The 22012-nt window shown below is 26.2% G+C and carries 20 protein-coding genes; 3 read left to right on the top strand and 17 right to left on the bottom strand.

Going from position 1 to position 22012, the window contains the following annotated elements; translation table 11 throughout:
* Positions 1-67: 67 nt before the first annotated feature.
* From AMRN_RS14030 to AMRN_RS13985, 10 genes are read right to left on the bottom strand one after another with little or no spacing between them, the layout of a single operon-like run.
* Entirely contained in the window at positions 68-1648 is a 1581-nt protein-coding gene (locus AMRN_RS14030) for an HD-GYP domain-containing protein (protein WP_118897481.1), read from the bottom strand.
* Positions 1645-3024 (bottom strand): sensor histidine kinase, encoded by a 1380-nt coding sequence (locus AMRN_RS14025; protein WP_228150777.1) that lies wholly within the window; start codon positions 3022-3024, stop codon positions 1645-1647. Before AMRN_RS14025 ends, AMRN_RS14030 begins: the two co-directional genes overlap by 4 nt.
* The gene (locus tag AMRN_RS14020; RefSeq protein ID WP_099309904.1) at positions 3017-3685 is read right to left on the bottom strand and encodes a response regulator transcription factor; all 669 of its coding nucleotides are present in this window, start codon (positions 3683-3685) and stop codon (positions 3017-3019) included. Before AMRN_RS14020 ends, AMRN_RS14025 begins: the two co-directional genes overlap by 8 nt.
* A 40-nt stretch (positions 3686-3725) precedes the next feature.
* Positions 3726-4445, bottom strand: a complete 720-nt coding sequence (locus tag AMRN_RS14015) for a metallophosphoesterase (protein WP_099309905.1) — start codon at positions 4443-4445, stop codon at positions 3726-3728.
* Positions 4442-4891: a hypothetical protein gene (locus AMRN_RS14010; RefSeq protein WP_099309906.1), complete on the bottom strand. Its 450-nt coding sequence runs from the start codon at positions 4889-4891 to the stop codon at positions 4442-4444. Before AMRN_RS14010 ends, AMRN_RS14015 begins: the two co-directional genes overlap by 4 nt.
* A gap of 2 nt (positions 4892-4893) precedes the next feature.
* On the bottom strand, positions 4894-5427 hold the full coding sequence (locus AMRN_RS14005; protein WP_165375168.1) for a YceI family protein: 534 nt from the start codon (positions 5425-5427) through the stop codon (positions 4894-4896).
* Complete coding sequence (locus AMRN_RS14000; RefSeq protein ID WP_099309908.1) at positions 5415-6389, bottom strand: hypothetical protein; 975 nt, start codon at positions 6387-6389, stop codon at positions 5415-5417. The genes AMRN_RS14005 and AMRN_RS14000 overlap by 13 nt, the downstream gene beginning before the upstream one ends.
* On the bottom strand, positions 6377-7939 hold the full coding sequence (locus tag AMRN_RS13995; RefSeq protein WP_099309909.1) for a hypothetical protein: 1563 nt from the start codon (positions 7937-7939) through the stop codon (positions 6377-6379). The genes AMRN_RS14000 and AMRN_RS13995 overlap by 13 nt, the downstream gene beginning before the upstream one ends.
* Complete coding sequence (locus tag AMRN_RS13990; RefSeq protein WP_099309910.1) at positions 7926-8546, bottom strand: ABC transporter ATP-binding protein; 621 nt, start codon at positions 8544-8546, stop codon at positions 7926-7928. Before AMRN_RS13990 ends, AMRN_RS13995 begins: the two co-directional genes overlap by 14 nt.
* Positions 8543-9622 carry an ABC transporter permease gene (locus tag AMRN_RS13985; protein ID WP_099309911.1) on the bottom strand — a complete coding sequence of 360 codons (1080 nt, stop codon included), beginning with the start codon at positions 9620-9622 and terminating at the stop codon, positions 8543-8545. Before AMRN_RS13985 ends, AMRN_RS13990 begins: the two co-directional genes overlap by 4 nt.
* Positions 9623-9783: 161 nt before the next feature.
* On the opposite strand from AMRN_RS13985, the gene typA reads away from it, so the two are divergent.
* Positions 9784-11601, top strand: coding sequence for a translational GTPase TypA (gene typA, locus AMRN_RS13980; protein ID WP_099309912.1), 1818 nt, complete (start codon positions 9784-9786; stop codon positions 11599-11601).
* A gap of 207 nt (positions 11602-11808) precedes the next feature.
* Positions 11809-12222 carry an Hsp20/alpha crystallin family protein gene (locus AMRN_RS13975; RefSeq protein ID WP_099309913.1) on the top strand — a complete coding sequence of 138 codons (414 nt, stop codon included), beginning with the start codon at positions 11809-11811 and terminating at the stop codon, positions 12220-12222.
* 50 nt (positions 12223-12272) lie between these two features.
* On the opposite strand, the gene AMRN_RS13970 is transcribed toward AMRN_RS13975, so the two are convergent.
* Positions 12273-12620 carry a nitrous oxide-stimulated promoter family protein gene (locus tag AMRN_RS13970; protein WP_099309914.1) on the bottom strand — a complete coding sequence of 116 codons (348 nt, stop codon included), beginning with the start codon at positions 12618-12620 and terminating at the stop codon, positions 12273-12275.
* A 59-nt stretch (positions 12621-12679) separates the two neighbouring features.
* Positions 12680-13807, bottom strand: a complete 1128-nt coding sequence (locus AMRN_RS13965) for a metallophosphoesterase (RefSeq protein ID WP_099309915.1) — start codon at positions 13805-13807, stop codon at positions 12680-12682.
* 115 nt (positions 13808-13922) lie between these two features.
* Here AMRN_RS13965 and AMRN_RS13960 point away from each other — a divergent pair, with 115 nt between their 5' ends.
* Positions 13923-16463: a methyl-accepting chemotaxis protein gene (locus AMRN_RS13960; protein WP_099309916.1), complete on the top strand. Its 2541-nt coding sequence runs from the start codon at positions 13923-13925 to the stop codon at positions 16461-16463.
* Between the two features lie 8 nt (positions 16464-16471).
* Here AMRN_RS13960 and AMRN_RS13955 read toward each other — a convergent pair whose 3' ends face one another.
* From AMRN_RS13955 to AMRN_RS13935, 5 genes are all read right to left on the bottom strand, one after another.
* Positions 16472-17731 (bottom strand): aminotransferase class V-fold PLP-dependent enzyme, encoded by a 1260-nt coding sequence (locus tag AMRN_RS13955; RefSeq protein ID WP_191282207.1) that lies wholly within the window; start codon positions 17729-17731, stop codon positions 16472-16474.
* Between the two features lie 75 nt (positions 17732-17806).
* Positions 17807-18907 (bottom strand): sulfite reductase, encoded by a 1101-nt coding sequence (locus AMRN_RS13950; RefSeq protein ID WP_099309918.1) that lies wholly within the window; start codon positions 18905-18907, stop codon positions 17807-17809.
* Between the two features lie 12 nt (positions 18908-18919).
* Positions 18920-20329: a sulfate adenylyltransferase subunit CysN gene (gene cysN, locus AMRN_RS13945; RefSeq protein WP_099309919.1), complete on the bottom strand. Its 1410-nt coding sequence runs from the start codon at positions 20327-20329 to the stop codon at positions 18920-18922.
* 1 nt (position 20330) lies between these two features.
* Positions 20331-21242, bottom strand: a complete 912-nt coding sequence (gene cysD / locus AMRN_RS13940; RefSeq protein WP_099309920.1) for a sulfate adenylyltransferase subunit CysD — start codon at positions 21240-21242, stop codon at positions 20331-20333.
* A gap of 64 nt (positions 21243-21306) precedes the next feature.
* The gene (locus tag AMRN_RS13935; RefSeq protein ID WP_099309921.1) at positions 21307-22005 is read right to left on the bottom strand and encodes a phosphoadenylyl-sulfate reductase; all 699 of its coding nucleotides are present in this window, start codon (positions 22003-22005) and stop codon (positions 21307-21309) included.
* Positions 22006-22012: the final 7 nt, after the last annotated feature.

The following is a 22012-nucleotide window of genomic DNA, read 5'->3' as shown; positions in this document are numbered from 1 at the left end:
AAGAAAACTCCATATAATAAGAAAAAATAATATTAGAAAAATAATATCTATAAGAAAAAATAATTAACTATTTAAAAGAGTCTTTAAATGTTTCTTTGATTTTTAAAAATTCATCTAAGTGGTCAAAGAAAATATCTACTAATTTTGGATCAAAGTGTTTTCCTCTTTCTTCTTTAAAAAGTTTAAAAATCTTTTCATTTTCCCAAGCTTTTTTATAACATCTATCACTACCAAGAGCATCAAATACATCTGCTAAAGCGGTAATTCTTCCATAGATATGTATTTTGTCTTCTTTTAAATTATTTGGATAACCTGTTCCATCCCATTTTTCATGGTGTTGTAAAGCAATAATTGCAGCAGTTTTTAATAAAGGTCTATTAGAATGTTTAAGCATTTCATAACCTATTTTTGCGTGAGTATTCATGATTTCTTTTTCTTTTTCATCAAATCTACCTGGTTTATTCAAAATAGAATCAGCAATTGCAACTTTTCCTATATCATGCATTGGACTTGCTTGTTTTAATAGTTCTGCTTCTTTATAAGAAAGACCATAATGAAGTGCTAATATTTTTGAATACTCAGCAACTCTTTTTACATGATTCCCTGTTTCTTTACTTCTACTTTCTCCAATAGCACCCATAGTAAAAACAACTTCTTTTTGAGTATCTTCTATCTCTTTATTTAAGTGTTTTATGGTTTTTAATCCTTCTTGTACTTTTAATTTTATTTCATCAAAACTAAGTGCAACATTTTTATTAACTTTGTATGCTAAAAAAATTATAAAAATAATAGTTAATATTAATAATACAATAACAAATGTATATGTAGTTTGAATGAAATCAGAAGATAAAATTTCAATTTCATCTTCTATTTTTGAATTTAATAGTTTATTTTTAGTAACAATTTTTTCAATTTTTGAATCTATTAGTTTCTCTTTTTCTTTTACATTTTCTAATTCTAATATATAATTTGCAAGAGTATTAATAATATTTATATAATTTAATAGTTTTGGATTATTGTATTCATTTTTTAAAGAGTTTAATCTTTCAATTATAATTTCTAAATATTTTTTATTTTTGTGTTGAAAAAGTAATTCTTTACTATAATATTTTATGTCAGAAAACTTTGTAATTAGTTTTAAATTTTTTGTTTTTAAAATATCAATTTCAATACTTTTTCTAATTTTACTCTCTTTTGGATACTCTTTTTTAAATAAGTTTTTAAGTTCAATTTTTCTTTTTTGTAAATTAAAAATTGTATCAAACTTCTCTTCAATTTTTTTTTCAGATTTTGAAAGCAATAATAAGTGTTTAAGTATATTTGGATGTTTATGAATATCTTGAATTAAATAATCTAAAGTATCGTCTTTATCATCTATTAAAAGTTTTTTCTTAATTTTTTCAAACTTTTTTTCATTTAGAGTAAACTCTTTTTTTATTATTTTTAATTCTTTTAGGTTTTTAGATGTAATAATATCTTTTACTAAAAGATTCATATTTTCTTGCATTAATACAAGTTTAGAAATATTTTTTCTTGAAAGTTCATTCTCTTTTAATTTTTTAAGAACTATGCTATTTACTAAAAAAATTGACAAAACTAAAAAAACTATTATTATAAAACTAATTTTTACTATTTTTTTAATATTCATAGTTTAGTTCCTTTAAATAAAAAATATACTTTTGTACCAATATTTTCTTCACTTTGAATTTTTATTTTTCCTTTGTGAATTTTAACAATTTTTTCTACGATGGACATTCCAAGACCAGTCCCTCCAGAATCTTTATTTCTACTTTTATCTGTTCTATAAAATTTATCAAAAATCTTTTCTTGATCTTGTATTGAAATGCCAATTCCTTCATCTTTTATGCAAATTATAAAGGCATCTTCTTTTTTATAGTTTGATATTGTTACTGTGTTATTTTTATAGCTAAAAATAATTGCATTTTTTAAAATATTTTTAATAGCAATTTTTAGTAATTCATGGTGACCATTTATTTGTAAAGGCTCTTCAATATCACATATAAGATTGATGTTTTTTAATTTTGCAAAAGTTTGCATTTGAGTATATGCTTCAAGTACTACCTCATCTAAATAAATTATCTCTTCTGTTTGTTCTAGGACTTCGTGCTCTTTCTTAGCTAAAAATAGTAAATCATCAATTGTTTGCTGGATAGTAAGAATTTCATCTAAGCAGTTTGATAAAGTTTTTTTATATTCATTTGATGTCCTATCTTTTCTTAATGCAATTTCAATTTCTCCTCTTATTATTGTAAGGGGAGTTTTTAACTCATGTGATGCATCAGAGCTAAATTGAGAAATTTTATTAAAAGATACTTCAAGTCTTTGTAAAAGATTATTTATCTCTTGAGATAGTAAGTTTATTTCATCATTTATATTTTTTGATTCTAATCTTTTTGATAAATCACTTGCATTTATACTTTTTAAATTTAAAAGAAGTTTTTCTATAGGTAAAAAAGATTTATAAATTAAAAAGTATCCACCAGTGATAGATAAAATTAATATAATAGGAACAATAAAAATCAAAATATAGATCAAATTTTCTAAAGTAGAATTAATAGCAGAAAAATCTGTAGCAACCTCAACTATATAATCTTTATTATCTATTTGAATTTTTATTTTACTAATAATGTAATTTTTTTGGTATTCAAAATTTATTTGATTTAATTTTAGTTTTTTTAAAGTATCAATATCTATTTTTATTTCATCTGTAAATGTTGTGCTTTTGATTATTTTATATTGCTCTTGTATTTTTAATAATCTTATATAAAGAGGTTTAAACTTATACTCTTTTTCTTCATCAAAATCTCTACTATTCATCTGTTCTTTATGCTCAATAATATCATCAACAACATCAAGTAGAATTACTTTTAATGTAGACTCTAGTTTATCTTTTGCTGATATTTCTAAAGTTTTGTATAAAGAGAATGAGAAAAGAAAAAGAATAAGTATCTGTATTATGATGTTATATAATAATAGTTTTCTTTTTATTGATATATTAATCATCACTTATTTTAAATCCTAAGCCTCTAATTGTTTTGATAAGCTTTTTTTCATAAGGCTTATCTATTTTATTTCTTAGTCTATAAATATATACATTTACTACATTACTTATATTCATATCATCCATATTACTTAAAGATGAACTAATTACACTTTCTGATAGAACTTTGTTTTGATTTTTTATTAAAAACTCTAAAAGTGCAAACTCTTTAGCAGTAAGGTTTATAATATCTTCTGCTCTTTTAGCTACTTTAGTCAAAAGGTCTAATTGTAAGTCAGCAAGTTTTAAAATTGTTTGGCTTTGATTAGTAGGTCTTAATTGTACTCTTATTCTAGCAAGTAGTTCACTAAATGAAAAAGGTTTAGCTAAATAATCATTTGCTCCAATATCTAAGCCTTTTATCTTATCTTCAATAGAGTCTTTAGCCGTAAGCATTATAATTGGAGTATTTATAGAATTATTTCTAAGTATTTTACATACTTCGATGCCATTTTTAATAGGAAGCATGATATCAAGAAGTATCAAATCATAACAATTTACACTAGCTAAATAAATACCCTCATCTCCATTTAATGAGAAATCAATAGTATAAGACTCTTCTTCAAGTCCTTTTTTTAAAAAGTTTATAATTTTTTCATCATCTTCTATAATTAAAATTTTCATAAATAAATTATAGTATAAAAATATGAATATAAAATGAATACTAATTATTTATTAGTTTTAAAAGAGTTATTTCACTGTTTGCTTTATATCTAAAATCAATGCCCCAAGTTCCTAATCCTTTGTTTACATAAATACAAGTTTTCTTTTTATAAAAAACTCCTGCTAAAAAAGGTTGAAAAAGTCTTACAAAGTAGTGAAAGGGAAAGATTTGTCCTCCATGAGTATGACCACATAAAAAAAGTTTTGTATTTGAGTTTACTGCTAAATAAAAATCTTTTGGTTGATGTGCTAGTAAAATTGAATTTTCATTATTGCTTAAAAAGTCAAAGACTTTTTTTTCTTCTCTTTTTTCTCTAAAAAACTTTGAAAACCTATCACTTAAACCAGCTAAGGCTATATCTTTATTTTTATATTTTATAAAAGTTGTTTTATTATCTAAAAAAATAAAGTTATTTAAAATCATTTTTAGTGGTTTTATACCATAAAATAAGTCATGGTTACCACTTATATAAAATACTTTTTTTAAAAGGTTTAAAGTTTCAAGTTGAGGTATTATTTTGTCTACTTTGCAATCAATAATATCCCCTGTAAGAGCTAAAAAATCATACTCTAAACTATTACAAAAAGCAACAAGTTTTTCAATATCTTCTACTTTTGTTTTTTTATTTAAATGTAAATCACTTAAATGAAGAATTTGTAAGCCATATAAATTTTTACTTTTTACTTTTAAATTTTTTATTTCAAGTTTTGGAAGTTTCATAAAAAAACTTTTTCTAAATCATTTTTTCTAATAAATTCAATACTTTTTATTACACCATTTTCAAGTCTATAAAGAGTTGACATTCCCTCTTTAGCTTTAAATCTATTCTCTCTTTCATCATAAATTAGAAGAATTTCATGTTTATATTTTCTCATTTTAGGCAATGCAAACATTTTTGTAATAAACATAGGCATTCCTGATATATTTGCTATAAAAACAGCATTGTGATTTTCAAGGAAATTTGGGTTCTTTTCCTCTAAAAATTCATTTACTTCTTTTCCTGTATTTTTTTCAAATGAAACAATTAAAATATTTATGTTTGAATCAATTGTTTTTTTCTGATTAAACTGATTAGCTAAAGAAAAGCTTGAAATCTCATCATTAATACTTAATTCTTCAGAATAAGCGAAAATAATTAGACTAAAAATTAATAAAAATTTTTTCATTTTCAACCTTTTATATAATTTAGATGGTAAGAAATATCTATTTTATCTCTGACTTTTAAAAACAACAGACTAGGTGGTTGTATATTAAATGATGTTAATTTTATGAAAAAATTCCCATCTAAAACAAGTTTTTCATTTTCTTGTTTTATTTGTGCACTTGTAGTAAGTTGTTTTTCTATGCCATTTAAAGTTAAAAAACCTTTTAATTCATAACTTTTTTTAAGTTTTTTTATAGATATTATCTTAAAAAATATTCTAGGAAATTTTGAAGAATTTAAAACCTCATACATACTAAAATCTCTTTCTTGATTATTGCTATGCAAAGACAAAGTATTTAAAAGAATAATCCCCTTTAAAGAATCAATATTTTTATCTATTGATAAGTGTGAGGTGATATTTTTTGTAGATGGATTAATATTACTATCTCCAAAAATTTCCGTGTGTGCTTTGATTTCTCCATTTATAAACTTTAAATCTTGTGCATTTGCAAAAATTATAAGGCTTGTAAGTATCAAAGTAAAAACTAATTTAACCATGGTAACTCCTTTTTTTGTGATTGTTGTGTTATTAAGATTTTTATTAAACATAGTAAAAAAATTACTGGGACATAAAATGTTAGATTTTCTAAAGATACAAATAATCCTGCACCTGATGCAAGCCAACCTATAAATACCATATAAATTGTTAATGTTTTAAAATGCTTTTTAACAATTGTTTGAAGTATTACTACATTGTAAAAAGAGATTACGAAAGGATAAATAATTGATAAGATTAAGGCCTCTTGTAAAAAATAAAAAAGATAAGAAAGGGCAAAAAGTATTAGTATTAAAAGTTCTTTTTGATTTTTTTCTATTTTTATAAAAAAAGCACTTGCAACTCCAATTAAGTGAAAAATGATTATTTCAAATGTAAAACCATCTCTCCAAATAGAAACAGTTAAATCCCTTGAAAGTGTTTCAAATAAAGTAGAATCAAGAAAAACCCATAAAACCATTACAAATAGTGAGTATGAATAGTTATTATTTGTTAAATCTTTATGCTCTTTTTGATTTAAAAATAGTGAAGCTATAATAGTAATTATTGTAAAAATAATTGCAATAGAGCCTCTTTTTGAAGCATCATAAGTAAACATAAATGTTCCTACAGCATATGAGATACTAAGGGCTAATCCTAATTGTAAACTTGAAGCTTTTTTTAGTTCATTTATAAGTAATGGTGCTAAAGCTCCTACGCTAATTCCAAGTATAAACAAAAGTAGGGCATTTAAGTTTGGGTAGAAAAAACTAACCGCTAACTGAGTAAGTAAAAATAAAAATATCTTATTTTTATTTGATGTTTTAATATAATAAGATAAAATAGAACCAATAACACCTCCAATAGGAAGTGGAGCTATAACAAATATATTTGAAGAAAAGTGTTCAACAATACCAGTTTGTGCTATAAGTAAATAGTAACATAACTCAAAAGCTATGAAAAAGACTAGGGCTAATTTTTGCATAATTGCTCCTTTTTATAAAAATAAAGTAGATAAAAAATCACCATTGAAATATCAAAAGCTGATATAAATAGTGCAACAATTTCTAAAGTTCCTGCTGTATAAAGTGAGAAAAATAGTGAGCTAATAAAAACTCTAATGAAAACAGTTATTTTTGTAAGTATTGATTCATACTCTTTATACTTTAAAGCTAAGAAGTGAATAAGTCCAGTTATACTTACAAAAGCAAAAACGATATATTCATATTTCCCTTCAAAACTAAAATTTAGACTTGGGTAGATAAAACTAGCAAGAAGGATTAAAAACACTCCCCCTAAACCATCATTTAAAAAGCCAAAAAGGTTATACTTTTGTAAGTTTGTAAGTTTGAACTTCATATTTACAAAGGCTAAAACTGAAAGAAAAGCAAATATTCCAAAGATAGTTCTTGCAATCCAAAAGTTATAAATAGAAGCATTTAAAACTCCTGCTTGAACAAATCCACTAAGAGATAAAACAGTAAATATTCCTATAATACCAAAAAGATAAAAGCTATAAAATTTCAGTGTTTGAAGCTCTTTTATATGCGAAACAAACATTGAGATAACCATAAAAAAAACAGAAATTCCCATAGCAACATGAGCATGAGCTACTATTAAATCATTTCTATGAAATAACCATCTAATTTGTGGAATAAACAAAATATTTCCTTCAATATCCACAAAAAGAAATGAAGCGATAGAAATAAGAAGTGCAAGTTTTGCAAATTTTTCTATCTTTGCATCTTTATACCATCTATATAATAAAGGTATATAAAGTAGTGTAAGATATTGGAAAAACCACTCTTGGTTATAAGTTAGCTCTCCTATAAAACTTCTATAAAGAACTGAGATAATATAAAAAAATAAAGGAGTAATCCAAAAAATATTCCATCTAGCTTTAAACTCATTTTGGCTTAGAAGTTTGATGATTAAAAAGTAAATTGGAATTAAAGCAAAGCTCATCCCTAGTGTATTGTCTCCATGGGGCCCAGTAACTGTTTTTTCTACTTGCCCAATTGTAGGATTCATAAGAACTAAAAGTGTAAGGGGAGCTGCAACTACAATATATAAAGAGACTTTAACCCATAAAGGTTTAACATCATATTGCTTAATAAATTTGTACAGAGCAATGATATAAAAAACTCCAGCAAGACTTAGAATAAAGTTTAGCTCATAGGGGAAATCATAAAAAGCTAAACCTCTTGTATTTCCAAAAAGAAGTGAAGAAATCATAAATATTAAAAAGATATACCAAAAGATAGTATATAAATTTAAGTAAAAAAGCCCATCTTTGCAAAAGCCCACTTCTTTGTTTATAAGTAAAAAAGGCAAATATGAAAGCATAAGTGGAATAAAACCATAAAGCATAAGAGAAATATGTAAGCTTCTTATATTTACTGGGTTTAATGTTGCTGAATCAATAAAAACACCAAGTAAATTTACAGAGTATAAAATACCAAAAAATAGACCTAAAAAGAAAAAAACTAAAGATATTCTAAACTGTTTTTCAATAAAAATATTAAAGTTGTCCATCTTTTACCTCCACTATATTATCAGCAAGTTTTGCTAAGCTTTTATCATGAGTAGCCACTATAATAGTTACCCCTTCTTTTGATAGTTTTTTAAAGATATTAAATACATTTAATGAGTTTTTAGAGTCTAAATTTCCTGTTGGTTCATCTGCAAAAACAACACGAGGGTTATTTATTAAAGCTCTTGCTATTGCAACTCTTTGTCTTTGGCCTCCTGATATTTCATTTGGGTAAGAATTAATGAGTTTTGAGATATCTAAAAGTGAAAGTAAGTTATTTATTTCTGCAAGACTTGCTTTTTCGTTTGCAAGAAGTATATTCTCTTTTACACTTAAATAGTTTATTAAATAGTGAAACTGAAAAACAAACCCAATATTTTTTTGTCTAAATTTATCTATATTTTTAATTTTATTATAGTTTACATTTTCAAAGATAATTTCACCAGAGTTTGGTTTTAATAAAGTTGATAAGATAGATAAAAGAGTTGTCTTCCCACTACCACTTTCTCCTATAAGTGCTGTAAAAGAACCTTTTTTTATATTTAGGTTTATATTTTTTAAAACTAGTTCTTTATCATAGTTTTTACAGATGTTTTTTAAAGTAATCATATTCTATCTCCTTGTATTAAAACCATTGGATCAGTTTTTGAAGCATTTAGTGCAGGAATAATTGAGCCTAAAATAGAGATAGCTAAAGTTGTAAAAAGAATAAAAATAGCTATTTCAAAACTAATTTCACCATTTACATAACCATGTAAAAAAGAACTGTTTTTAATAAAATATAAAACCAAACTTGAGATACCAAAGGCAATGATAAAGCTAAAAATTCCTAAAATTAGAGATTCATTAATAATTTGTAAAACTATCTTATTCATAGAAATACCAAGGGCTCTTTTAATTCCAAATTCACTTTTTCTTTGGTTTATAGTTATACTTAAAATTGAAGCAATAGTTAAAAGTCCCATACAAAAAGAGATAAATGAAATCACATTTGATGAGGTTTTTATTATTTTAAATTGGTTGTAGTTCTCTACAAAGCTATTTGTAGACTTTGCTTCAATATTTTTATCTAAAAGATTTATTTTGGATACTAGCTTTTCTATATCTGTGTCTATTTTGCTATTTACCATAATCATTGAAGTACTTTTGTTAAAAATGATACTTGCATCACTGATATTTAATACGACACCACCATTTTCAAAACCTATATCACTTTGAAATACTCCAGAGATTTTGTATTTGTTATTTGAAATTAAAACTTCATTTTTGTTTTTTAGATTCTCATATATTGATTTTCCTAAAAGCACTTCATTTTGTTTTGGATATGAACCTTTGATTAATTTGTAGTTTTCAAATCTATTTTTACTAACTCCATAAACAGCAACAATTGGTAAGTCTTCTACTATGGAAGCTGCAACAATTATTGCAGATGTTTTTGTAACTTCATTTAATGTCTTAATTTTCTCAATTAGATTTATATTAACATTTGAAAAAAATGTATCTGAAATCTTTTTTTGAGTAATTATGATATCCCCATCGCTTTTTAACATTGAAGAGTACATAGAAACTATCCCATTTGATATTGAAGTGATTAAGAAAATTGAACTAATAGAAAAAACTAAACTTAAGATTATAAGTGATGTTTTTAAGCTATTTGCTTTTATTGCTTTAAAAGCGTATGGCATTTTTTTCCTTTTTTTATTATTTATGAAAATTTATCAAGTACTAATGAATAGTTTATGAATTAAATATGAATTTTTATTCATCTAAAGGTAATTTATGAAAAAGAGCTTAATTTAAGTTGGTTTTTAGTATAATCGCGGAAAATTAACTTTAAAGAGAATAAATGAGAGATATTAGAAACATTGCAGTTATTGCACACGTTGACCATGGTAAAACTACACTTGTAGATGAACTATTAAAACAATCTGGGACTTTTTCTGCACACCAAGAAGTAGATGAAAGAGTTATGGATAACAATGATATTGAAAAAGAAAGAGGAATTACTATTCTTTCTAAGAACACTGCTATTGATTATGAGGGTGTAAGAATTAATATTATTGATACTCCAGGACATGCTGATTTTGGTGGAGAAGTAGAGAGGGTTTTAAAAATGGTTGACTCTGTATTACTTCTAGTAGATGCACAAGAGGGAGTTATGCCTCAAACAAAATTTGTTGTTAAAAAAACTCTTGAATTAGGACATAGACCAATTGTTGTTGTAAATAAAATTGATAAACCAGCTGGTGAACCTGATAGAGTTGTTGATGAAGTATTTGACCTATTTGCACAAATGGATGCAACTGATGAACAACTTGAATTTCCAGTAATTTATGCAGCAGCAAGAGATGGTTATGCAATGCATGAATTAGAAGATGAGAAAAAATCTTTAACTCCTTTATTTGAAACTATTTTAAATGAAGTTCCAAAACCAAAAGGAAGTGAAGAAAACGGTCTTCAACTTCAAGTATTTACACTTGATTATGATAACTTTATTGGAAAAATTGGTATTGCAAGAATTTTTAATGGTACTATTACTCAAGGTGAAACTGTTCTTTTATGCAAAGCTGATGGAGAAAAAGTTAAGGGTAGAGTTACTAAACTTATCGGTTTTAAAGGTCTAGATAGAGTTGAAGTAAAAACAGCAGGTGCAGGTGATATTGTTGCTGTTGCAGGATTTGAAACTATTGATGTAGGTGATTCATTGTGTGATCCAAATAATCCAATGCCATTAGATCCTATGCATATTGAAGAGCCAACTCTTTCAGTTACATTTGCAGTAAATGACTCACCATTAGCAGGTACTGAGGGTAAATATGTAACTTCAAATAAAATCCAAGAAAGACTTGATTCTGAAATGAATACAAATATTGCTATGAATTATGAGCAAACAGGTGAGGGTAAATTTAAAGTTAATGGTAGAGGTGAGCTTCAAATTACAATTTTGGCTGAAAATATGAGAAGAGAAGGTTTTGAATTTTCTATTGGAAGACCAGAAGTTATTACAAAAGAAGAAAATGGTGTAATATTAGAACCATTTGAGCATTTAGTAATTGATACACCAAATGATTACACTGGAACTATTATTGAAAAATTAGGAAAAAGAAAAGCTAATATGACAAATATGGTACCAATGGGTACAGGTTCTACAAGATTAGAGTTTGAAATCCCAGCGCGTGGACTTATTGGAATTAGAACTGAATTTTTAACTGATACTAAAGGTGAGGGTGTTATGAACCATTCATTTTTAGATTTTAGACCACATTCAGGTATGGTTGAATCTAGAAAACATGGTGCATTAGTTTCAATGGAAAATGGAGAAGCTTTAGGTTATTCTATTTTTAACTTACAAGATAGAGGGGTTATGTTTATTAAACCTCAAGATAAAGTATATATTGGAATAGTAGTAGGAGAGCACGCAAAATCAAACGATTTAGATGTTAACCCAATCAAAGGAAAAGCACTTACAAATGTAAGAGCAAGTGGAAGTGATGATGCTATTAAACTTGTTCCTCCAAGAGCTTTAACATTAGAATATGCACTAGAGTGGATTGAAGATGATGAACTTGTTGAAGTTACTCCAAAATCTATTAGAATAAGAAAAAGAGATTTAGATCCAACAATTAGAAAAAGAAATGCAAAAAAAGTTAAATTTGCTGATTAAATTCATTAGATAATATTAAATCTAGGGAAAGAGTATATCTCTTTCCCTTTTTTTATAATCACTACTTAGCACTTGTATTAAAAAAGTGCTAAAAAAATATAAAATATTAGCACTAACTCTTGACAAGTGCTAAAAATATTTGATATAATTACATTTACTTGATAAAAAAACTATCAAGAAGAATAACTTTTAAAAAAGGAGTTTATAATGTTACTTACAAGATTTGACCCATTTAAAGATATTGCAGAGTTTGAAAAAAGATTTTATAATCCAACACAAAAAGAAGGTGTAAGTGGATTTGTTCCTATGGTAAATACAAGAGAAGGTGAGTTTGCTTACCATATAGATGTTGATTTACCTGGAGTTAAAAAAGAGAATATTAAAGTAGATATAAATAAAGATGTTGTAACTATTTCAGGTGAGAGAAAAACAAAAGAAGAAATTAAAGAAGAAGATTACTATAAAGTAGAGACATCTTTTGGTAAATTTACAAGAAGCTTTACTCTGCCAGAAAATGCAGATAAAGAGAATATTGATGCTAATTATAATGATGGGGTTTTGGAAGTAATAGTCCCAAAATTAGCTGAAGATAAACATAAAAAAACTATTGAAATTAAATAATACATAATTAAAAGCACATATTTTTTGAGTAGCTCAAGTAAAGATTTTCTTTACTTGAGCATTTTTTTTAACTTTGATTTTATAGAATTAAACCCTAATCTAACACCACTATATTTCATTATTTTAGCAGTCTTTTTCCATTGAGGTTTTTCATAGCAAGGATTTGGACACTTTCTACATCTTGGCTTTATTTCATGTGGGCATTCTAGCAATCTTTGAAAACAGTATTCAATATCTTCTTTACATTTGGTGCATAAATGCAAATCTATTTTAAAAATTTCATCTTTATAAACTAAATTTTTTGTAAAAGAGTTTATATCTTGATGTTTATTTTTACAATAAAGTTCAAAAAACTTTTTTAAAGTATCTATTTCTATTTTAAATTTTTCATTTGTCATTGTAACTCTTTATTTAAGTTTTTAAATTTTATATAAAATTTAAAATAAAAACAATGATGTTAATCAATAGAAGTAAGTTTTAAAAGAGTAATTTCTGAACTAGCACCTAGTCTCATAGGTGGTCCCCAAAATCCTGTACCTTTATTTACATAAATTTGAGTTGTATTATTATGTTTATATAGACCTCTTATATAAGGTTGTTGAAGTTTTACTAAAAGATTAAATGGTACTATTTGTCCACCATGTGTATGACCACTTAAAATTAAATCAATCTCTTTTGTTGATTTTAATTCCTCTACATATTTTGGTTGATGGGACAATAAAACTGTTGGAGAGTTTTGTTTATTATTTAAAGCTTTTTTTATATCAGGTTGATAAGAACCATAACTATGTCCAAAGATATCATAAACTCCAACAAGGTTAAAGCCTAAATTCTTTTCTCCAATATAAACATTTTCATTTTCAAGTACTTTTATTCCTAAAGAGTTAACATAAGTTATAATATTTTTTACTTTATGAAAATATTCATGATTCCCAACTATAAAATAATTACCATATTTTGATTTTAATTTCTTTAATTCATTTAGTGCCTCTTTTGCATAAATTAGATTAGTATCTACTAAATCTCCTGTTATTACAATGATGTCAGCATTTAAAGTGTTTATTGTTTTAACAAGAGATGATACAAATTTTTTATCAACTAAACCACCAATATGAACATCACTTATTTGTACGATACTATAAGGTTTTTTTAAATCTTTTATCTTAACATCAACTTTTTCTATTTCTATATGTTTAGCATTATACATAGCTTTTGCATTAATAGATCCTGCAATTGCAATAGAGCCAATATCTAAACTTCTTTTAAAAAAATCCCTTCTTTTTTCATCTTTTATATTTGTATTAATTAAATAAGAAAAAATATCATATATAATTGCTGTTGAAAATAATAAGAATACTATGCCAATAGGAATACTTAACAGAAAATATATTTCATTTGGGACAATAGGATATCTTCTAAATATCATATATCCTATTATTCCAAAGATATTAATAATTAAGAAATAATTTAAATAGTTTTTATATCTTTTTTTAAAATGTAATTTTTTAATGAATCTTTTTGAAATATATAAACTCATTAAAATAAACACTATTGTAAAAATTGTTGCAAATATCATAAATCTCATAAAAAATATTATATAGAAAAAAAATAACGTTTACATAAAATTTATTTAATTAAACTATTATAAGAGAATAGAAGCTATAATATTTCAGAAATAATTATAATTTAAGGGAAGTAATATGAAAAATTTTTCTATTTCAAAGAAATTTACACTGGTCTCATTAAGTGTAACAGTTTTATCAATAGTTATTGGATACTTTACTTTAAACTACTATAAAAACCAGCTAACAAATGATGTTTATAATAGTATAAAAAGTGAGTTGTCAAAAAGCTCAAAAGATAGAATTAAAGCAAAATTTGATGTTGGAATATCAAATGCAATTTCAATTGCAAATGATAGTATGATAAAAAAAGCATTAGTTACAAATGATAGAGATTTAGCAATAAAAGCTTTAGCAAAGCTATCACAAAGTATGAAAAGTAATACTCCTTTTAAAAATATTAAAGTGCATATTCATACTAAAGATAATCATTCATTTTTAAGAAGTTGGAAAGCAAATAAATTCGGTGATGATTTAAGCTCTTTTAGAAAAAGTGTAGTAAAAGTTAATAATACAAAAAAAGCTATTAATACTTTTGAGGTTGGGAAAGCTGGGCTAAGTATAAGATCAGTTGTTCCTATATTCTCACAAGAGGGTGAACATATTGGTTCTTTAGAGTTTATGCAAGGAATAAATTCAGTTGCAAAAGCTTTTGATAGTAACAAAGAGGGATTTATTTTACTTATGGATAAATCTTTAGCTGTTACAAATATAAATAATAAAGATGTTTTATGGAACAAGTATCTAATTTCACAAAAATTTATAAATAATAATTTTTTAGAAGATTTAAAAAGTATTGATTTAACTAATCTTTTATCAGAAAAATTACAAAGTAGTGAAAAATATACATATACTTATATAGATATAAAAGATTTTGAAAATAATAAAGTAGGTATTGCAATCTCTGCTAAACCTAATAGTATTGTTCATCTAGCTATAAATAAAGCAACAAGTCTTATATTTGTTGCATTAATTATATTAATTGTATCGTTAATTATTACTTTTATAATCTCATTATTTAATATGAAAGCAAATATTATATCTCCTATTAAAAATTTAAAAATGGCAATTGATAATATAAGAAGCAATAATTCAAATGCAAATCATATTGATGTAAAAAATAAAGATGAAATAGGTGATGTTGTAAATAGTTTTAATTTGTACCTTAATTCTATACAAGAGGGCATTTCAAAAGATAGAGAAGTTATCCATGAAGCAAGTGTAGTAATAGAAAAAGTTAATGCTGGTTTATTTAATGATAAAATTAATAAAGAAGCAAGTTCTAAAGAAGTTGCCTTATTAATTCATGTTATAAATGATATGATTGAAAAAACTGGAAGTAATTTAAATATCATTTCTGATACATTAGTTGAGCTTTCACATGCAAAATATGATACAGAAGTTCCATCAATAAATGGAGTTACAGGTTTAATTGCTTCACTTTTAGATGGTTTAAAAGTAACTCAATCAACTATTTCAGAAGTAATGGCACTAATTGATGATTCAAATTATAAATTAACAAGTAGTTCAAATGAACTATCAGAAGCTTCTCGAAGATTAAGTGAATCATCAAATGTTCAAGCAGCAGGACTTGAAGAAACAGCAGCTGCAGTTGAAGAGATAACATCTACTATTTATAAAAGTGGTGAAAATGCTCAAAAAATGAGTCAACATGCAAATGAAGTTACAAAGTCAAATGATGATGGTAAAAAGCTTGCTCACTTAACAGTTGATACTATGGAAGAGTTAAGTAATGAGGTTATCTCAATTCATGAAGCAATTTCAGTGATTGATCAAATAGCATTTCAAACAAATATTCTTTCATTAAATGCAGCAGTGGAAGCTGCAACTGCTGGCGAAGCTGGTAAAGGTTTTGCTGTTGTTGCACAAGAAGTAAGAAACTTAGCAAATAGAAGTGCAGAAGCTGCAAAAGAGATTAAAGAGTTAGTAGAAAGTGCTACAACAAAAGCACAACAAAGTAAAGAAGTTACTGATAAAATGCTAAATGGTTATAACCAATTAGATGAAACTATTAAAACTACAATTGATTTAATAGCAGAAGTTGCAAATGCTTCAAAAGAACAACAAACAGCTATTACACAGATTAATGATACTGTAAACTCATTGGATAAAGCAACACAAGAGAATGCTTCACTTGCAACAAATATTAGTTCAATGGCTCAAAATACACAAAACTTGGTGCAAAACTTAAATAATGTAATTAGCAGTACAACATATAATGAGGATTCAAAGAAAAGAATTTGTGACCCAGCAATGATTTTCACACTAAATAGATTAAAATCAGACCATATAGTATTTAAAAATCATAATTTTTGTAAATGTAAACTTGGGGCAGATTTTAAAGTAACGAATCATCATAACTGTAAACTTGGAAAATGGATAGATGAACATGAAAATGAACCTTATGCTAAATCAAGTGAATGGCAAGAATTATTAAAGTTACATAAAGGTATTCATGAAAAAGTTCAAGTAACAGTTGATTATTATGGACAAGGAAGAGATAATAGTGAGATTTTAAATCAAGCACAAGAAGTTGAAAATGATATAACTAGAGTTTTTGAAGTTCTAGATAAAATTAAAGAATTACACTGTGAATAAAGATAGTATCATTTGATACTATCTTTGATAGCTTGAAGTAAGTTATCTATATCCTCTTCTTCCATAGTATAATGAACTGATACTCTAACCCAACCTGGTTTATTTTCTAAATCAAGTTTCTCAATACCTAATAAATCATGTCCATATGGACCAGCACATGAGCAACCAGCTCTTGTTTGAACACCAAAAATATTTGATAGTTTTGCACATAAATCATAAGGACTTAAATCTTTTATATTAAAAGAGACAATACCTATATTTTCAGCTTCTAAATTTCCATAAATTACAATGTTTTCAATCTTTTTTAATTTATTTATAAAATAGTCTGTAAGTCTATTTTTTTTATTTTTAATATATTCAAAACCTACTTCATTTCTAAGCTGGTAAGCAAGTGAGGCTCTAATAAATTGTAAAATTCCAGGAGTTCCTGCATTTTCTCTATTTTCTACTTTTTCATCATATTTTTGAGTATCTTTATTTACATATAAAACAGTACCACCACCTGCAAAAGTAGGGCTTATTTCATTGTTTATTAGGCTTTTCCTTATTACTAAAAGGCCACAGCTTCCAGGACCACCTAATAATTTGTGTGGAGATACAAATAAAGCATCATAATATTTACATTCAACATTCATATAAGGTGAACTAGCTGCTGCATCAAAACAAACAATAGCATTATATTTTCTTAAAAGTTTAGAAATCGCTTTATAATCACTAATTATTCCTGTAACATTTGAAGCAATACAAAAGCTACCAATGATTTCTCTATTTTCATTTTCTTTAAGTACTTCTTCTAAATGTAATAAATCAACTAATCCATTTTTATCTAATTTTATTCTAATAGATTCACATAAAGCTTCTCTGTAGCTAACATCATTTGAGTGATGTTCATATGGTCCAATTATTACTAAAGGAAGTTTTGATTTATCCACATTTATATTAAATCTTTGTTTTGTTGCTGGGGGGATATAAACTCCCATTAGTTCTTGAAAATGCTTTATTGCAGCAGTTGCACCACAGCCACCTGGCAAAATAGTGAAGTTTTCATCAAGTTCAAACATTTTTTTAAGATTTTCTCTTGCTTCTTCAAAATAATTACTAGTAGTATCAGCCATTGAAGCTTCTTTTGAGTGAGTATTAGCATAGGTTTGAAGAACTTGATTTATACGAGCTTCTATTGGTTCAAATGCCAATCCAGAAGCCGTATAGTCAAAATATAAATTTTTGTGTTGACCAATAATATGTTTTTTTAAATCTTTTGAATCAATAATTTTTCTGAATAGATTTCTTTTCATTATACAACTTTTTATAAAAATTTTATTCTAAAGCTATTAAATAAAAAACTAAAAGTTTTGTTTTAACTTTTTTTCAAATTCTTGCGCATTTTTAGTAGGTACATCTAAAACAATGATATTCTCTTTTGGAGTAATTTTAATTGTTGTTGCTTTATACTCATTTAAAAGTGTATATAGCTTTTCTAAACCTTGAGCATTTATATTTTTATCTTTTAATTCAAAGCCAACAAAACTAAAACCATCTTTATTACTATTATATACACCATAATAGTTTTCAAAATCTTTTTTTGTATCTATAAAGTCATAAGACTCTTTTATTTTAAATGTAAGTTCAGATTGCAAGACATTGATAAATCTATCAATTCCCCAATCTTTTACTAAACTTGCAAGTTTTGATTGTTTTTCATTTTCTCTAAATCCATAATCTCTATAGATTTTAGCCACAGCTTTAGCTAGTGAAACAACTTGTGATGGTGCAATATATCCAATATTATAAATTTTTTCATTAACACCAACATCAACTTTAAATTGAATTTTACCATTACAACTCTTAATTGCTTTAAAGAATAGATCATTATCTTTACAATCTTCATCAACACAACCACAACCATCAACTAAAATCTTCAATTCATTTGGCAGGTTTACAAAGTTTTTATTTGCTTCAAATGCTTCATTTAAATTTTCTACAAGTTCACTAACATCTGTTGCTTGGTTTTGGTTATACCCATTTATAGGACAAGACATAATATTTGTAGGTACATGACCACTTGCATAAATTGAGTTTAAATCTACACTATTTAAAAGATTGAAAATAGCAGGAATATCAAAAATTTTAATATTATCAAACTCTAAATTTTGTCTTGCAACAAATCTTGCACTATTATTTGTAAACTCTTTAGAAATAGTTGTAATCACTTTTAATTGTTCAAGTGTTAATTTTGCATTTATTATTTTTATTTTTAAAGTAAAACTTGCATTTGAAATATCATTATTTTGTAAAGTTAATCCATACCATTTAAGTCTTTGTATATCATCTTCTTGTAAGGGTTCACCAAGGACTGCATACAAATAGATGTCCGCAAGGACATCTAACCCACTTTTTTGTTTTTTTATTCTTTCTATTTCATCAAAATCTATTTTTTTCACCATAAGAGTACCTATTTATTTAATTATTTTTGCATCCCAATGGGGAAAATGTTTTCTAACTAAAGCATTAAATTCAATCTCAAACTCTGAGTATTCTGAACTTTTTTTACCTTGTTCTTTTGATTTATCCCTTATCATACCAGCACCAACTGTATTATTTGATATTCTATCAATTATAATAAAGCTACCCATTGTTTTATTTTGATTATATTCATCAAATGCAATCTCTTGGTCTAAATCTAGCTTTGCATGGGCAATTTCATTTAGATTTAAAATATTTGTGCTTTCATCTTTGTCAAGAGTATTAACATCTGTTTTATAATAAAATTTATCAATACTTCCTGTAGTGGTTGTTGTTGCTCTTTTAATATTATATGTTTTTCCTTTTGTTAAAGGTTCATCACTCATCCAGACAATATCAACATCTAAGCTACTTGCATGGTCAGGTTGTTCAGCACTTTTAACAATAACATCACCTCTACTAATATCAATTTCATCTTCAAGTGTAAGTGTAATAGCTTGTTCAGCATAAGCATAATCTAAATTACCCTCATATGTAACTATTTGCTTAACATGAGAACTTTTTCCTGATGGTAAAACTGTAATGGCATCTCCTACTTGAATAATACCAGAAGCAATAGTCCCACAAAAACCTCTAAAATCAAGATTTGGTCTATTTACATATTGAACAGGTAATCTAAAGTGTTGTAAATCTCTATCTTTTGCTATTTCAATATGTTCTAATGTGTGCATTAAAGTATCACCTTGATACCAAGGAGAAAATTCACTTTTATTTACTACATTATCTCCATTAAGTGCAGAAATAGGTATTAATATAATATCTTCAATTCCTAAACTTTTTGCAAATTTTAAATAATCAGCTTTAATTTGTTCAAATCTATCTTCACTAAAATCAACTAAATCCATTTTATTAACTGCAACTACAATATGTTTAATTCCAAGTAGTTTTGTAATAAATGAGTGTCTTTTAGTTTGTGTTTGAACTCCATATCTAGCATCAATTAAAATAATTGCTAAATTGGCTGTACTAGCTCCTGTTGCCATATTTCTAGTATATTGCTCATGCCCTGGAGTATCTGCAATAATAAATTTTCTTTTATCTGTACTAAAATATCTATATGCAACATCAATAGTAATACCTTGTTCTCTTTCACTTTGAAGTCCATCAACAAGTAAACTTAAATCAAATTCATTATTTGTTGAATTTGTTTTTTTTGAATCATTTTTAATTGCTGCTAATTGGTCTTCAAAAATCATTTTAGAATCATGTAAAAGTCTTCCAATAAGAGTTGACTTTCCATCATCAACACTTCCACAAGTGATAAATTTTAATAACTCTTTATTTTCATGCTCTTTTAAATACTCTTGTATATTTGATGCTATTAAATCAGATTGATGTGCCATTTTAAAAATACCCCTCTATTTTTTTCTTTTCCATTGACCCAGCTTGGTCACTATCAATTACTCTTCCTTGTCTTTCACTTGTTTTAGTAAGTAACATCTCTTGAATAATTTCAGGCAGAGTTGTTGCAGTACTTTCAACTGCACCTGTTAGAGGATAACAACCTAAAGTTCTAAATCTAACAATCTCTTCTTTTATCTCTTCACCATCTTCAATTGGCATTCTGTCATCATCTACCATAATTTTCACACCATCTTTTTCTACAACAGGTCTTTTTTTAGCAAAATATAATGGAACAATAGGTATTTGCTCTAAATATATATATTGCCAAATATCAAGTTCTGTCCAATTTGAAAGAGGAAAAACTCTTATTGATTCATTTTTATGTACTCTTCCATTATAAATATTCCAAAGTTCTGGTCTTTGGTTTTTTGGATCCCATCTATGATTTTTATCTCTAAATGAGTATATTCTCTCTTTTGCTCTACTTTTTTCTTCATCTCTTCTAGCCCCACCAAATACAGCATCAAATCTATATTTATTTAGCGCTTGTTTTAAACCTTGAGTTTTCATAATATCTGTATGAACTGCACTTCCATGGGAAAATGGTCCAATTTTTTGCTCAACTCCCTCTTGGTTTACATGTACTAATAACTCAACTCCTAACTCTTTAGCTCTTTTATCTCTAAATTCAATCATCTCTTTAAACTTCCATGTTGTATCAACATGAAGTAAAGGAAATGGCAGTTTTGCAGGTGCAAATGCCTTTACAGCAAGGTGAAGCATAACAGCAGAATCTTTACCAATTGAGTAAAGCATTGCTGGGTTATTAAACTCTGCTACAACCTCTCTTATAATATGAATTGACTCAGCTTCAAGTTGTTTTAAGTGAGTTAATCTTTTTGTATCTAACATAATCTCTCCATCAAATTAAAAACTATTTAATATATTTCAAATTAAAGGTTTGAATATACCACCACTATTTTTTGTGTAAACCACACTCTTTGTGTTCAGGGTTTTCCCACCACCATCTACCAGCTCTTATATCTTCACCGTCCTTAACGGCTCTAGTACAGGGTGCACAGCCAATACTTGGATAACCTTTATCATGAAGCTTATTATATGGAACGCTATTTGCTTTTATATAATCCCATACATCTTTTTCACTCCACTTTATTAAAGGATTTACTTTTATTAGTTTAAAAGCTTCATCCCATTCTACTAATTTCATATCTTCTCTTGTAATACTTTGTGAACTTCTAAGTCCTGTAAACCAAACATCAAGATTTTTTAATGCTCTTTTTAATGGTTCAATTTTTCTAATATTACAACATTTTTTTCTATTATCTATACTTTCAAAATGGCCGTTAATACCTTGAGTTTGGTATAACTGTTCTACCTTATCAAGATTAGGAAAATAAACATCAAGTTTTACACCATATTTTAAATTTGTTGCATCCATTACATCATATGTCTCAGGATTTAATCTTCCTGTATCTAATGTAAATACTTTTGAAGATTTATCAATTTTAAAAATTATGTCTGTTAAAACTTGATCTTCAGCTCCTAAACTTGAGGCTAGGGCAACTTTACTTCTATATTGATTTAAAAAAAATTCTATTACTTCTTGTGTAGAAGAGTTTTTTAATTGTTCATTTAATTCATCTATAATATTCATAAACATA

Origin of the sequence: Malaciobacter marinus (genome assembly GCF_003544855.1) — a bacterium.
Taxonomy (GTDB): domain Bacteria; phylum Campylobacterota; class Campylobacteria; order Campylobacterales; family Arcobacteraceae; genus Malaciobacter; species Malaciobacter marinus.
This window is presented reverse-complemented; position numbering and strand designations above follow the sequence as displayed.

Coding starts and splice junctions, on each gene's coding strand:
- AMRN_RS14030 (WP_118897481.1), bottom strand. CDS start 1,648: ATGAATATTAAAAAAATAGTAAAAATTAGTTTTATAATAATAGTTTTT.
- AMRN_RS14025 (WP_228150777.1), bottom strand. CDS start 3,024: ATGATTAATATATCAATAAAAAGAAAACTATTATTATATAACATCATA.
- AMRN_RS14020 (WP_099309904.1), bottom strand. CDS start 3,685: ATGAAAATTTTAATTATAGAAGATGATGAAAAAATTATAAACTTTTTA.
- AMRN_RS14015 (WP_099309905.1), bottom strand. CDS start 4,445: ATGAAACTTCCAAAACTTGAAATAAAAAATTTAAAAGTAAAAAGTAAA.
- AMRN_RS14010 (WP_099309906.1), bottom strand. CDS start 4,891: ATGAAAAAATTTTTATTAATTTTTAGTCTAATTATTTTCGCTTATTCT.
- AMRN_RS14005 (WP_165375168.1), bottom strand. CDS start 5,427: ATGGTTAAATTAGTTTTTACTTTGATACTTACAAGCCTTATAATTTTT.
- AMRN_RS14000 (WP_099309908.1), bottom strand. CDS start 6,389: ATGCAAAAATTAGCCCTAGTCTTTTTCATAGCTTTTGAGTTATGTTAC.
- AMRN_RS13995 (WP_099309909.1), bottom strand. CDS start 7,939: ATGGACAACTTTAATATTTTTATTGAAAAACAGTTTAGAATATCTTTA.
- AMRN_RS13990 (WP_099309910.1), bottom strand. CDS start 8,546: ATGATTACTTTAAAAAACATCTGTAAAAACTATGATAAAGAACTAGTT.
- AMRN_RS13985 (WP_099309911.1), bottom strand. CDS start 9,622: ATGCCATACGCTTTTAAAGCAATAAAAGCAAATAGCTTAAAAACATCA.
- typA (WP_099309912.1), top strand. CDS start 9,784: ATGAGAGATATTAGAAACATTGCAGTTATTGCACACGTTGACCATGGT.
- AMRN_RS13975 (WP_099309913.1), top strand. CDS start 11,809: ATGTTACTTACAAGATTTGACCCATTTAAAGATATTGCAGAGTTTGAA.
- AMRN_RS13970 (WP_099309914.1), bottom strand. CDS start 12,620: ATGACAAATGAAAAATTTAAAATAGAAATAGATACTTTAAAAAAGTTT.
- AMRN_RS13965 (WP_099309915.1), bottom strand. CDS start 13,807: ATGAGATTTATGATATTTGCAACAATTTTTACAATAGTGTTTATTTTA.
- AMRN_RS13960 (WP_099309916.1), top strand. CDS start 13,923: ATGAAAAATTTTTCTATTTCAAAGAAATTTACACTGGTCTCATTAAGT.
- AMRN_RS13950 (WP_099309918.1), bottom strand. CDS start 18,907: ATGGTGAAAAAAATAGATTTTGATGAAATAGAAAGAATAAAAAAACAA.
- cysN (WP_099309919.1), bottom strand. CDS start 20,329: ATGGCACATCAATCTGATTTAATAGCATCAAATATACAAGAGTATTTA.
- cysD (WP_099309920.1), bottom strand. CDS start 21,242: ATGTTAGATACAAAAAGATTAACTCACTTAAAACAACTTGAAGCTGAG.
- AMRN_RS13935 (WP_099309921.1), bottom strand. CDS start 22,005: ATGAATATTATAGATGAATTAAATGAACAATTAAAAAACTCTTCTACA.